13 protein-coding genes are annotated in these 12,821 nt (G+C 41.0%); 2 read left to right on the forward strand and 11 right to left on the reverse strand.

Annotated features, from left to right (window positions below; translation table 11 throughout):
* Positions 1 to 112 precede the first annotated feature (112 nt).
* Together DFO73_RS02915 and DFO73_RS02920 are read right to left on the reverse strand one after the other, a co-directional pair.
* The gene (locus tag DFO73_RS02915; RefSeq protein WP_258309177.1) at positions 113 to 1,177 is read right to left on the reverse strand and encodes a hypothetical protein; all 1,065 of its coding nucleotides are present in this window, start codon (positions 1,175 to 1,177) and stop codon (positions 113 to 115) included.
* A 446-nt stretch (positions 1,178 to 1,623) separates the two neighbouring features.
* Positions 1,624 to 1,845 (reverse strand): helix-turn-helix domain-containing protein, encoded by a 222-nt coding sequence (locus tag DFO73_RS02920; RefSeq protein ID WP_110063269.1) that lies wholly within the window; start codon positions 1,843 to 1,845, stop codon positions 1,624 to 1,626.
* Positions 1,846 to 2,042: 197 nt separating this feature from the next.
* Here DFO73_RS02920 and DFO73_RS02925 point away from each other — a divergent pair, with 197 nt between their 5' ends.
* Entirely contained in the window at positions 2,043 to 2,213 is a 171-nt protein-coding gene (locus DFO73_RS02925) for an aspartyl-phosphate phosphatase Spo0E family protein (RefSeq protein ID WP_258309178.1), read from the forward strand.
* Positions 2,214 to 3,269: 1,056 nt separating this feature from the next.
* Here DFO73_RS02925 and DFO73_RS02930 read toward each other — a convergent pair.
* From DFO73_RS02930 to DFO73_RS02970, 9 genes are all read right to left on the reverse strand, one after another.
* A complete protein-coding gene (locus DFO73_RS02930) occupies positions 3,270 to 4,223 on the reverse strand; it encodes a branched-chain amino acid ABC transporter permease (protein WP_258309228.1) in 954 nt (317 codons plus the stop codon).
* Positions 4,224 to 4,264: 41 nt separating this feature from the next.
* The gene (locus DFO73_RS02935) at positions 4,265 to 5,134 is read right to left on the reverse strand and encodes a branched-chain amino acid ABC transporter permease (protein WP_110063271.1); all 870 of its coding nucleotides are present in this window, start codon (positions 5,132 to 5,134) and stop codon (positions 4,265 to 4,267) included.
* Between the two features lie 19 nt (positions 5,135 to 5,153).
* Positions 5,154 to 5,858 carry an ABC transporter ATP-binding protein gene (locus DFO73_RS02940; protein WP_110063272.1) on the reverse strand — a complete coding sequence of 235 codons (705 nt, stop codon included), beginning with the start codon at positions 5,856 to 5,858 and terminating at the stop codon, positions 5,154 to 5,156.
* Complete coding sequence (locus DFO73_RS02945; protein ID WP_110063273.1) at positions 5,836 to 6,609, reverse strand: ABC transporter ATP-binding protein; 774 nt, start codon at positions 6,607 to 6,609, stop codon at positions 5,836 to 5,838. The genes DFO73_RS02940 and DFO73_RS02945 overlap by 23 nt, the downstream gene beginning before the upstream one ends.
* A gap of 44 nt (positions 6,610 to 6,653) precedes the next feature.
* Positions 6,654 to 7,832: a substrate-binding domain-containing protein gene (locus DFO73_RS02950; RefSeq protein WP_258309229.1), complete on the reverse strand. Its 1,179-nt coding sequence runs from the start codon at positions 7,830 to 7,832 to the stop codon at positions 6,654 to 6,656.
* Positions 7,833 to 7,946: 114 nt separating this feature from the next.
* On the reverse strand, positions 7,947 to 8,945 hold the full coding sequence (locus DFO73_RS02955; protein ID WP_110063275.1) for a 3-oxoacyl-ACP synthase: 999 nt from the start codon (positions 8,943 to 8,945) through the stop codon (positions 7,947 to 7,949).
* On the reverse strand, positions 8,945 to 9,361 hold the full coding sequence (locus DFO73_RS02960; RefSeq protein WP_110063276.1) for a MaoC family dehydratase: 417 nt from the start codon (positions 9,359 to 9,361) through the stop codon (positions 8,945 to 8,947). The genes DFO73_RS02955 and DFO73_RS02960 overlap by 1 nt, the downstream gene beginning before the upstream one ends.
* A gap of 4 nt (positions 9,362 to 9,365) precedes the next feature.
* Complete coding sequence (locus DFO73_RS02965) at positions 9,366 to 10,847, reverse strand: o-succinylbenzoate--CoA ligase (protein WP_110063277.1); 1,482 nt, start codon at positions 10,845 to 10,847, stop codon at positions 9,366 to 9,368.
* A 14-nt stretch (positions 10,848 to 10,861) separates the two neighbouring features.
* Positions 10,862 to 11,458 (reverse strand): TetR/AcrR family transcriptional regulator, encoded by a 597-nt coding sequence (locus DFO73_RS02970; protein WP_110063278.1) that lies wholly within the window; start codon positions 11,456 to 11,458, stop codon positions 10,862 to 10,864.
* 529 nt (positions 11,459 to 11,987) lie between these two features.
* Between DFO73_RS02970 and DFO73_RS02975 the strand changes: the two genes are divergently transcribed.
* On the forward strand, positions 11,988 to 12,656 hold the full coding sequence (locus DFO73_RS02975; protein WP_110063279.1) for an Ltp family lipoprotein: 669 nt from the start codon (positions 11,988 to 11,990) through the stop codon (positions 12,654 to 12,656).
* Positions 12,657 to 12,821 lie beyond the last annotated feature (165 nt).

Here is a 12,821-nt window from a genome sequence, read left to right on the forward strand (position 1 = left end):
GTTCTTATTGCACTTCTCCTGATAAGACTGGTCCTGTGACAGGAATTCCATGCAAAGGAGCCTAATCGGCAGGTTATAAAAACCGGTTATTAGGCCCCTCATTCGTGCATTTTCAGTTCACATACTCATTAGCAAATGCATCATCCACTCTAAACAAAACAGTAAAAGGAACAGACTCATTATAATAATAAGCTTTCTCCCCCCTGTACTGAGTAACATCAATAATCTCAGGTATCTCTATTGATCTTAAAGCTCCTCTCAGTCTTTCAATAGATTTGATAAAGGTGTTCTTCTTCACCTCTCCATCACTGCCAGTCCTTCCAAAGAAATCACGCATGGCGATTCTCGTGCATGGATTCTCCTTGCTGGAGGACAGCAGGAAGTGTCTGATCATATTGGCCTGGGTTGGAGTGATGATGGCTTCCTCCCCATTAAATAAGAGAATATTTTCGCGGTCATTAAAGTACAGGACAAGTTCATTGGGTTCACTATTTTCATAGAGGTCTTCACATGCTTCCTTTGAACATGTTTCGGTATATTTTTTTGTGATTTTGTACAATGCATGCTTATGTAAGTATTTCTCATTCGATGACAAAGATTCAAATAATGGTGATAGTTCTATATTCGGCAGCTGTTCCTGCGGTGTATGAGGGAGCTTTTCCATCGTTTCATATGTCTGGCTGGCAACATATAAAGCGCTATTGGCCAAATACATATGCGCATGGAATTTCTGCTGCTGATTTAGGGCGTAACTCGGATCTTCCTGGAGACGCTTATCCAGTGCCTGCTGAAAATAGCGGACAGCAGAGCCGTACTTTCCATGCTTATAAGACAGGAAACCCAAACAATAGTAGGCGATGGGGAGTTTTTGTTCTAACCCGATCGCCTTGATGAGTGACTCTACAGCAGTCCCGTCATCCTTGAAATGATTCATTTTTAAGTAGGTTCCGAATTTTATAAGGTGAGTGACCAGCAACTTTTTCGTGTTTTGAAGTGAGTGATCATATTCCGGGCCGTTTATTCTTGCTAAGCTTTTTAGTTTTTTATACATGTTTTCATAGATAGTTACCAGCTGCATGTAATAGCCGTAATCACTTTTTTCTCCATTCTCATGCAGGTCTTGTTCTAATTCTTCCAGCTCATCAAGGGTTAAGTCTTTTATCTTTATGGTCCTCATCTTTACACCTCATTTTTATAAGAAAGTGTCTGTTGCTATAAATAGTTAGACAGACACCCTAAATCTTAAGAATACTTTTTACTGTATAGAATTCATCACACCGTTTCATGCGAATTTTGGCGAAAAAGCAGTGAATTTTTTGTAACAAGTAAAGAACCATACCAAATATCGGCGGTTCCTAAAATGATCATAATAATTACACTAAGCATCCCACTCTATTTCCCTTTTCTTTTTTCTCCTCACTTTTTAGTAAACCATAACGGGAATACTGCTTGTCTTTTACACATAACCTTTTCAATTAAATTAACTCAAATAAAAACTTTATTTGCCTTCAGTTAATTATTAATGCAGTCTATAATCCCAAATAAATCTACTTAGTCCACTCAAAAATAATTTCGTTATCCTTATAACATACGCATATACGACAATTCCTAGTATGTATTTTATTATAGTTCCTTTTCAACCTTCCCTAAAAACTCTGAAGGTTTTAGTCCTAAGGATTGAGACAAGGCAAATAATGTATTGATAGTCGGACGACGTTTTCCTCGTTCTAATAAACTGATATATGTTCGATCTAGCTCTGATAAATATGCGAGTTGCTCTTGAGATATCTTCTTTTCTTCTCGTAGATTCCTTAATACCTTACCGAAAATGACCTCAATATTCATATAAACCCCTCCTATTTGAGGTCATTATTGACTTTTTTGTGACAAATAGTCTACGGACTATAGTCGTCACAAGTTCCAAATGGTAATATTAAAAAAGTATTAATGTAATTAAAATACATATAAATATTACCTTCACAAATGGAGAAAACAACATTCTAATAGGACAGAAAAGAAATATGATTATGGTGGTGGGATAAGTGGATTTATTACGGAAATTAATAGAAGAAAAAAGGCAGCTAATGATAACAAGCGCTAAAATATGGGGTATAAATTCAGAGAAAACAATTCAGTATAGTCAGGAGCTAGATCTGCTGATAAATATCGCACAGAGTTTAGGTGTCATACACTCACCAGATAAAATACAGTAATGTATTAGCACCAATACTATTTCCATATCCCAAAATATTAAGAGTGTATATCGTGGATCGGGAAGTGGCAAGAAGTCTTTTATGCCCAATACATATTGGGTTTAGCCTATACGGAAAGATAATGAGCCACAGACAGCATTCTATTATTGCCTAAACCGAAGATAGAAAAAATGGCTCCAGCAAAGCTGCTGAAGCCATTTTTAAAATTTCCCAAAACAACATGTATGGTGACCGAGTTATTCGCTTTTTTTATTTTTGCAGATCGTGTAATTAGAAAAGAGCACTGTCAATATTTACAATGTACTCCCCTTTAATTGAAAAAGCATCTGCTCCCCAGGCAGATGCTCTTGCTCATTTGGTTTTATAAATGAACATATCAATTTCTTTACTCATTGGAAACGCACTTTTTTTGGAGTGAATTTCCTTGTTCTACTCTTATTTACTAGTGAAACATTTCACAATATCAGATATGCTTGTCCTTTTGAAAATTGAACAAAAAATGAACAACTTGAGAACGAAGTTATTATGACTGTTAAAGCATTTTTAAACAAAAAAAAACACAGCTAGTGCGTAATTTTTTATCATTGTAATGCAAATAAAGAATAAATTTTTTGGTTCAACCAAGTGTTTACACTCTGGTATATTCATAAGATTAATCTTAAAAACAAAAATTTATGGAGGAAATTAAACATGTTAGGCACTAGTTTTACTAGTAATTAAGCCAATTTTAGGCTTTTAAATTTTTTAATAGTTTTAACGAATAATTCTCTATTATTATCCAAAACAAATATTCATTGAATCTGCGTAACAATTTTTCCATACCTTAACTCACCATCATACTTATATCTTGATAAATGTTCATTAATGTTTTTCAGTAGTAGTTTGAAAGTAGTGTTTACCCAATATCTTTCTGTCTTTATCAAAAAGGTAAACCAAATATGTTTTGGTGTAGTCATTTTTTCTTACCTATTAAAGAAACCTTTCCGAAAAATCAGTAAGGTTTCTAAAAGTTATAATAAGAAATGTGTTTTATAGAACTCTCAAACTGGCAACAAACTAAGCAGCCCTCTTCAGCTTTTTTTCCTTATTCTTCCCACCGTCATATTTAAAAGTAAATTTTCTAATGAAGCCGGCCAAACCAGAAGGAAACCCCAGCAATACAATAATATACAAGAATCCTAATACAATCGTCCATCTCTCAAAAATAGGATAACTCGCAGCAAGCTCTGACAGATAGTGTCTCAAAAACTCAATAGTCCCTGCTCCTGCAATGGCACCAGCTAATGTCCCAAGACCACCAATCATCGTCATTAACAGCGCATCCAGCGTGACTTCAATGGAAAAGACATTGGTATTAATGAACCTTAGTGATACAGCATAGAGAGCCCCGCTGAAGGAAGCTGCCACTCCGGCCGTTACGCTGGCAATCAGTTTATAATGAAGCGATTTATACCCTAATGCCTCTGCGCGATATTCATTCTGGGAGATGGCTTTTAATACCTTGCCTGTGGATGATTCAGTAAAGAGCTTCAGCAGGATAAAAACGGCAGCCACACTGAAGAGCGTAATATAATAGAAGGAAGTACGGTCTTTGAAAACATCTGGCACACTGAATGTAAAACCGTCTCCGCCATGTGTCAGCCCCCTCCACTTCTCTGCCAAAACAAGAAACAGCTGCGAGACTGCCAGTGTGAGCATCGCATAAAAGTGGCTTTTAAGCCTTAAGGATAACAATCCGATGATATAGCTAACCAATGCTGACAGGAGAATTCCTATAACTAAACCCAATATAAAATTTGGCAGAGTTGCGTCCAGTTGATTAAAAATAAGGGCCGTACTATAAGCTCCGATTCCAAAAAACATACAATGTCCAAAGGATACAATGCCGGTATAACCTAACAGAATATCAAAGCTCATCGCAAAAATGGCAAAAATAAAAATTTGCGTAAGCAAGATTAGCGTGCTCCGGGTGTCATTGACAAAGGGGAAAAGCAGCATAAATAGCATAATCGCAAGCCCCCAATACAGCGGCACTTTATGAAATAGCCCTCTCATACGGCACTCCCCTTTTCTCCCATAAGCCCTGTTGGTTTCACCAGTAAAACGATGGCCAAAAGGAGCATATTCAATGCCAGTGACAAATCAGGCATATAATAAGCCATAAACGCTCCAGCAACTCCTACAATCAGGGAAGCCAGTGCCGATCCCTGCAGGCTGCCCATCCCGCCAATGATAACGACAATGAATGCCAATATGGCGTACTGCATGCCCATTTCCGCAAAAACCACTCCTGAATATGGCGCCAGAAGGGCCCCGCCTAAAGCAGCCAACGCCGCTCCGAGCAGGAATACGAAGGTAAAGAGACCTTTTACATTGATGCCAAGCGCCTGAACCATTTCTTTATCCAGAACACCGGCCCTAATCATTAGGCCAATTTGGGTACGGCTTAGCAAAAGCCATAATGCCAGATACAGTAGCAGTCCAACCACAATCACAAACACACGGTATTTAATGATGATGATTCCATCAAACTGATAGCTCCCTTCCAGCCACGCTGGCAGGTTTACCCGAATGGGGTTTGGTCCCCAGAAGATTTTGATGCTTTCAGACAATACAAGCATGCCGCCTAATGTAATCAGTAGCTGCCGGACATGATTCCCGTAGACAGGACGGATCAGGAACCTCTCCAAGACCCAGCCCAATGCCATTCCGATTGCAATAGCACCCGCAATCGCTAATAGAAAACTGTTTGTTTCTTTAAAAATCCAGGCTCCTGAAAAAGCGCCCCAGACGAATAATCCGCCATGGGCAAAATTCAGTACACTCATCAGTCCGAAGATTAAAGTAAGTCCAGCAGCCAGAAGGAATATCAGCAGCCCTGTTGAAACCCCATTGACCAATAAATTAATAAAGACTTCCATTTCCAGCCCCCCTTCACTGCTACGCGATGCCCAAGTATTTCTGGCAGGTTTCCTTGTCTTCCTTTAGATCCTGCATCCAGCCATCATGGACTATTTTTCCGTCATCCATAATGTAAAAGTAATCGCCGATTTCACTCGCTATCAGGAAATTCTGCTCCACAAGCAGAATCGTTGTTTTTTCCTTCATTTTTAGAATCGATTCCATGAGCTTTTCCACCATAATCGGTGACAGGCCTTTGCTTGGTTCATCGATCAGAAGCAGTCCATCTCCATTGATATACGCCCTGGCAATCGCCAGCATCTGCTTTTGTCCTCCGGAAAGCAATCCGCTTTTTTTGCGCCAGAATTTCTTTAAATCTGGGAATAGCTCCAGCATCCACTCCATTTTTTCTTCCGTCTCGCCGTTGCTCTTTGCACTGGCCAGATTTAGCGTTTCTTCTATTGTCAGCGCACTGAAAATCCCTTGATTTTCAGGTACATAGCCGATGCCTTTTCTGGATATCAGGTGGGTAGGAATTCCGCTGATCTTCTGATTGTTATAATGCACAGAACCAGTGGTGGATGTATTAAAGCCCATGATGGAGCGCAGTGTTGTCGTTTTGCCTGCTCCATTTCTCCCGAACAGGACGGTGATGCTTCCCTCTTCTACGGACATGGACACTCCCTGCAGGATGTGATATTGCCCCAAATAGGTTTCCAAATTATCCAGTTTTAATAGACTCACGATGCAAGCCTCCCAGGTATGCCGTTTGAACTCTTTGATCTTTTATGATTTCCTGTGGATTGCCGCTGGCCAGGAGCTCGCCATTGAATAGAACCACCAGGGTATCGGACAGATGCATGACCATCTCCATTTTGTGTTCAATTAACACAATCGTGTACGTGCCTTCCTTCTTAATGTTCTCGATCACTTCCAGAATGGCAGGAATTTCTTCGATTGATATGCCTGCTGTCGGCTCATCGAGCAGAAGCAGTTCTGTTTTGAGAGCCAGCAGCATGGCCAGCTCTAGTTTTCTTTTTTCCCCATGGGCCAGATCCTGTGCCAGCACATCATCCTTGCCGCTTAGCATGCACCGCTCCATGGCAGCTTTTGCTTCATCCTGCTGGCGGCTCATGAAAGAAAGCCTCGGAAAGATCGAGTAGTAATCTTTGCTTGATGATTGGATGGCCAGCCTGATATTCTCAAGAACGGTCAGCTCCGGAAAAATATTGGTGAGCTGGAAGGAGCGACCGATGCCCCTTCTCGCCCGTAATGGTACAGAAAGGTTTGTTATATTATCGTTTTTAAAATAAATCTCTCCCTTTGTCGGAGCGATCTGACCGCTCAGCAGGTTAAAGAGTGTAGTCTTGCCTGCCCCATTGGGACCGATAATCGAAGTCAGCTTGCCTCGCTCTATTGCCAGGTTTACTTCTTTTATGACATCATGTTCGCCAAAGGAAACAGATAGGCTTTTCGTTACCAAGATATTCTCCAACTTGGCGATCCCTCCCTGATTATATATCTAACTATTCCGAAATCTTAATTGCCATTTCTGATCGGCGGTTCTGTTTCCTCCATATTCAATTCCCTGATTAGAACCGGAACTGGATGATCCACGCCTTCCTGCTCCTCTAGAGATACTGCATAAAGAGACTGCAGTGCCTGGTGATCCTCAGCCCGAAATTTCATCGTTCCTTTCGGTGTCTCAAATTCCATGTTTTCCATTGTACTGATCAAGCCATCCACATCTTTGTCGCCTTCTGTTTTCTTCAGAGCCTCCACAACGGAAATGGCAGCTGTCATTCCGCCGGCAGTAAACAGGTCAGGAATATCACCGTCAAACTTTTTCTTATGCTCTTCCACAAGCCAGTCATTTACTTCATTATCAGGAAGGGTGTGATAGTAAATGGAAAAGCCGCTCATGCCAATTAAGGAGTCCATCGTTTTTAGAGAAGCAATGTCCTGCGCCGCAGTGGATATCTTAATCCCCTGCTCCTCCAGCTGCATATCCTTTAACTGCTTCCATGGAGCATTGGATCCCGCCCAGACGATATAAAGGTAATCCGGCTTTTCATTTATAATGCTTTGAATGTTCGCAGTGAAATCAGTGGAATTTGGGTCTGCATACTGTTCATTCACAATCGTGGCTCCGAGCTTCTCGGCTCCTTCTTTAAATGCCGCGATTCCTTCTCTTCCATAGGCATTATCCTGTGCGAAGGTTGCGATTTTCACATCTTTTTCAGCAATTGCTGCTGCACCAGCTACAGCATCCTGAGACGAATTTCTCCCTGTCCTGAAGATGTACTTGTTCCAATTCTTTCCTGTGATGCTATCTGCCACTGCAGGCTCCACCACCATGATTTTTTCGTATTCTTCAGCGAGCGGCAATACGGCCAGTGTGTCTCCAGAGCTTGATGAGCCCACTAAGAAATCCACTTCATCCTCTTCCAGCAGCTTTGTCGCTTTTCTTACCGCGACATCCGGTTTTGTTTCCGTATCTTCCACTATAAACTCGACCTTCTTTCCTGCTACTTCATTCGACCCTTCTGTTGCATACTCCAGCCCCAGTTCAAATCCTGCTACCGTTTGCTTTCCGTACGTCTCGAGCGGACCGGTTAAGGAAGCGAGTACACCAATTTTTATCGTTTCTTCTTCTGAACTTGCGGTGTTTCCGGAACATCCAGAAGTAAAAGCAAGAGTGAGCGAAATACCGAGCATTAAAAGCGATTTAAAGCCGTTCAACTTGAATTTCATAGCCATTCCCCCTATATTCATTTTCTTTAGGCCATGTTAAATCTCGCTGCTTATCTATGAATCTTTAAATTTATAATTTCATTTCCATTTAACTACAGTGGCAGCCCAAGTGTATCCTGTTCCAGCACTGACGGCTACAGCAATGTCCCCAGGATTCAAAAGTCCCTGTTCCTGGGCAAAATGCAGCCCTATGCATGGGTCAAGTGCTGACATGTGGCCATGGTGATTTAAGTAGATCGCTTTTTCTTCAGGAAGTTCCAGTGATTGTAAGAGTTCTTTGAACATTGAACGTTTTGTGTGCAGTGGCAATAGGAGTTTAATATCTTGAGGAGTATAACCGCTTCTTTGAAGTGCTTTCCGTATAACATGGTCAAAATTTGAGATCGATACAGGATCCAGTCTTTCTTTCATGGATTGCGGGTCTTTTACATCAATATAATGAAGGTTTTTTTCGACTGTTTCGTGGCTGGCAAAATGTTTCGATCCTCCTGCCGGTGTCCTTACATCATCATGAAAGGAACCATCGGTCAGGATGGCGCTCTCCAGTATTTCGCTCTGAGAGGAATCCCTGGTGACCAGTGCAGCAGTGCCGCCATCGGCAAAGTTGAACATGAAGCGTGACCGCGGGTTCTCATAATCTACGATTTGCGATTCTTTGCATCCCCCCACAAGCAGGATGTTTTGAATAGAATGGTCTGAAGCAATCATGTCCTTTGCCACCTTTAAGGCAATCGGAAAACAAGAGCTGACATTCATGATTTCAAACGCATAGGCCTTTTTCGCTCCTAATTCATGCTGTATTTTCGGAGCGCTTGACCAGACGTAGTAATCCTTATGAGGACTTCCAAAGTAGATCACTACATCTATGGATAGCGGGTCAATCCCTTCAATCGCCTGCCTCCCCGCGGCAATGGCCAGATCGGAGGCATGCAGGCTTTCATCTGCAACATGCTTTTGAACTAAACCGAACTTTTCAATAATCACCTGTTCGGGTATGCCCGTTTTCACAGCCAGGTCGGCCGCCGTTTCGATACCAGGAGGAAAAAAAACTCCTGTTGATTTAATACCGATTCCCATCAGATTACCCCTCCATCTTCAGGTACCATCATCTTGGCCGTACCCGTCAAAACTAGTATTTCATCCTGATTAAGGCACTCAGTCAGCAATTTCAGAATTCTTTTCTCCTGATCAATTTCCTGGACAGTTGCTTTTGCCGTAATCGTATCGCCAATAAAAACCGGCGCTTTAAATCGGATGCTCTGCTCTACATAAATGGAACCTTTTCCAGGCAGATGAACACCTAAAAGCTGCGATAATAGGCTCGAGGTTAATAATCCATGGGCAATACGCTGTTTAAACCTCGTTTTTTTGGCGTATTCCCCATCTATGTGGATCGGATTGAAGTCACCGCTTAAACCTGCAAACAGGACAAAGTCTGTTTCTGTAATCGTTTTGCTGCAGGAGGCCTGCTGGCCGATACTATAACTTATCACCTCTTCACCTGCTTCCTATGAGTTGTGTTTTTTGAATTTTCCCAGTGGCATTCTTCGGCAGTTCTTTTAAGAACATAATTTTCTTCGGAATTTTATATTTTGCTAGATATCCCTGACAGTAATCAAGTACATCACTCTCTGTTAAAACGCTTCCATTTTCCTTTACAATAAAAGCTGCAGGAACTTCACCCCAAAGTGGATCAGCATTCCCGACCACTGCTACTTCAGCAACACCTTTCATTTGACTGATGACTTGCTCCACTTCCAGCGGATAGATATTTTCCCCGCCGGAAATAATCATTTCTTTTTTCCTGCCTACAATGAAAAGGAATCCTTCATCATCCGTTTTCGCTAGATCGCCTGTCAGCAGCCACCCATCTTTCAGTGCTTCATTTGTTGCATCCGGCCGGTTCCAATATTCCTTCATAATATTTGGCCCTTTCACTGCCAGCTCGCCAACATCTCCTTTTTCAGCCTCTTTGCCCTCTGAATCTATTAACTTGTACTCGGAAAATAACACCGGCTTTCCAATAGAGCCCCTCTTTCGTGGCGCATCTTCTTTTGTTAGCATAAATAGAGTAGGAGAAGTTTCAGTCATTCCAAAGCCCTGGCCGAATAAAAATCCTTTCTCAAAATAGGCATCTATTATTTCATGTGGACATGGTGCTCCTCCATTATAGAACCAGCGGACTGAACTCAAATCTGCCGTATTGAAAGAAGGGCTCGTGAGCAATGCCTGATGGATGGTCGGAACACCCATCGCAACGGTCACCTTATGTTCTTCAATCATCGACAGCGCTTTTTCAGGTTCAAACTTTCCGGGGATAACTATGGTTCCTCCTGAAAACAATGACGGAAACGCAAACAGCCCAATTCCTCCAATATGAAACAGCGGAAGCAGCACAATGCAGCGGTCCTCTGATGTTAAATCAATCGCCAACTTGTTATTGACCGCATTCCAGAACATATTGCTCTGTGTCAGTACAGCCCCTTTCGGTTTGCCGGTTGTACCGGAGGTGTAGCAAATAATGTAAGGTGCTTCCTCATCAATCGTATTCTCGTAAGTAAAACTTTTTTGAGTATCCTGGCAAAAGTCCTCAATGAACTCCAAACTTTCGAGGTCGCTTTGCTCAACAAGGGAAGAGGAAAACTCTTCATTTTCTTTTTCGGCAAAGATGACCTTTGAGCCGCTGTCATTCAGCTGGAAAACAAGTTCTTTCGCACTTAACCGAATATTTAACGGGACCGCCACACATTCTGCCTTAGCAATCGCAAAAAGAAGGACTATGTATTCAATTCGGTTATGCGACAGAATGGCAATGCGTTCCCCTTTTCTTCCTTGCAGCTTTCCCTGGATCTTCGCGGCAGCTGAATCGACCATTCTATTCAGCTGCTTATAGGACGCCTTTTCGTTATCTGTTATGACTGCTGTTCGATCTGGATGCGTGTATGCCCATTTCTCAATCCAATAGGCAATCCCTTTCATCGAACTCCCCCTCTTTACTTTTTTAAGCCCTGGAAGATAAGTGTCATCGCTGCATCAAATGCTTCTTCTGGAACTTCTTTCTTTTCCCAATACACCCATCTCATTCCCAGGAACTGTCCAATTGACATTAAACAGTAAGCAACAGTCTCCTGGTCAAGGTCTTTAAATTCACCCGCCTCGACTCCCTGGGACAAACTCTTTAAAAATCCATTCGCAAGCTTCCCATAATACCAGCGGAACAGATCCTGATCTACTACAACCGCCTGCTGAACAATGCTGTATAAATTGGGATGATTTTTTACCCAGCTAAAGAAGGCGAAGAAGCCATTTCGCTGAGCTTCCTCAAAGGAAGAACTCCCTTCCATTCCTTCTTTAATCGCGATACGCAAATCCCGGCTGTAGCTCCGGATTAACTCATCAAAAATATCTTTCTTTGAAGGAAAATAATTATAAAACGTTCCCTGAGCAACTTTTGCTTCCTGTGAAATATTAACAATGGACGTCTCAAAATAACCTTTTTGCCCAAAAACCTCCTCAGCTGCTCTTAAAAGCTTTTCACGTGTTTCGATTCCTCTTGGGGTTAGTGCTTTTTCCTCAGTTACATTTTTCATTGACACCTGAATCACCTCTCAACTTTATTATAAATAATATTCTTAAAATTACAACAACAATTTTCTATCATTTGAAATATTTCATAGCAAATACAGACTACATCTGTTTTTTTCCTGTTGATTAAATAATCTAAATATTTAAGAAAAAGAGGGACGGTTCTCTAGTTTCTCTTTCAGAGTAAAAACAAGAGAACCGTCCCTCTGTTATTCCTTTTGTAAAATCACACCTTTTAGAAATAAAAATAAAGAATTTAGAATACCAAAATAAAATCTTATTAAATTTTAAGTATTTTTTCCCGACATTTATTTTTTAAAAAATAACACTTCATTTGGATTGTTGAGACCTTTGCCATAATATTTTTATACAGACATCTTGTAATCTTAGCTAGGAATCTAGAAAACCTACCCAACTTTGGTGAAGATCTCTTTTTTTTAATAATCCCGGTTAATTATCATAAATAATGGTATATAAAAAAAGAATGGTAAAAAGTATACACAAATAGTTTTGTAAAGGAGGAGAAAGTGTTTTATGTCTAAAAAAGGTAAAAAGAAACCCATTTTTAAAAGATGGTGGTTTTGGTTGATTGCGATTATTATCGTAGTTGCTGTCAACAGTAACGGCGATGAAACAGCGGACACAAACAAAGAGGAAAACGAAACGGCTGTCGAAACAGCAGAGGATAAGTCAAAGGAGAAAAAAGAGGAGCCGAAAACAGAAGACACGGAGGTTGAGGATGATGTTCCTACGGAGTATAAGTCTGCTTTGAAAAAAGCTGAATCATATGCAAAATCAATGAACATGTCCAAGAGTGCTATTTTTGACCAATTAACTTCTGAACATGGTGAAAAGTTTTCCGAGGAAGCTGCTACCTACGCAATGGATAATCTTGAATTTGACTGGAAAGAAAACGCTTTGAAAAAAGCTGAATCCTATTCGAAATCGATGCACATGTCAAAACAAGGAATTTATGACCAGCTTATTTCTGAATCCGGTGAAAAATTTACTGAGGAAGAAGCACAGTATGCAATAGATAATCTGAAAACTGATTTTAAGAAAAATGCCTTGGAAAAAGCAAAAAATTATCAGGAGACAATGAGTATGTCACCAGAAGCGATAAGAGACCAACTGACTTCTGAACACGGTGAAAAATTCACACAAGAAGAAGCCGATTACGCTATTAAGAATTTAGATAAATAATGAAACCCAGGGTCGGTTCTCATGTTTCTCTTTCAGATTATAAACACGCGAACCGCCCCCTAATTTCCTCTAATTTCCTTTTTCAGGAGAAAAGGGGGCCTGTCCCCTCTTTAACTAACGTATTACGCAGCCGGGGTCAGGCTCTTTCTTTTGGACTGCTGAGTG

Origin of the sequence: Cytobacillus oceanisediminis, from assembly GCF_003182355.1 — a bacterium.
In the GTDB taxonomy this organism is placed as follows: Bacteria; Bacillota; Bacilli; order Bacillales; family Cytobacillaceae; genus Cytobacillus; species Cytobacillus oceanisediminis_A.

Coding starts and splice junctions, on each gene's coding strand:
- DFO73_RS02915 (WP_258309177.1), bottom strand. CDS start 1,177: ATGAGGACCATAAAGATAAAAGACTTAACCCTTGATGAGCTGGAAGAA.
- DFO73_RS02920 (WP_110063269.1), bottom strand. CDS start 1,845: ATGAATATTGAGGTCATTTTCGGTAAGGTATTAAGGAATCTACGAGAA.
- DFO73_RS02935 (WP_110063271.1), bottom strand. CDS start 5,134: ATGGAAGTCTTTATTAATTTATTGGTCAATGGGGTTTCAACAGGGCTG.
- DFO73_RS02950 (WP_258309229.1), bottom strand. CDS start 7,832: ATGCTCGGTATTTCGCTCACTCTTGCTTTTACTTCTGGATGTTCCGGA.
- DFO73_RS02955 (WP_110063275.1), bottom strand. CDS start 8,945: ATGGGAATCGGTATTAAATCAACAGGAGTTTTTTTTCCTCCTGGTATC.
- DFO73_RS02965 (WP_110063277.1), bottom strand. CDS start 10,847: ATGAAAGGGATTGCCTATTGGATTGAGAAATGGGCATACACGCATCCA.
- DFO73_RS02970 (WP_110063278.1), bottom strand. CDS start 11,458: ATGAAAAATGTAACTGAGGAAAAAGCACTAACCCCAAGAGGAATCGAA.
- DFO73_RS02975 (WP_110063279.1), top strand. CDS start 11,988: ATGTCTAAAAAAGGTAAAAAGAAACCCATTTTTAAAAGATGGTGGTTT.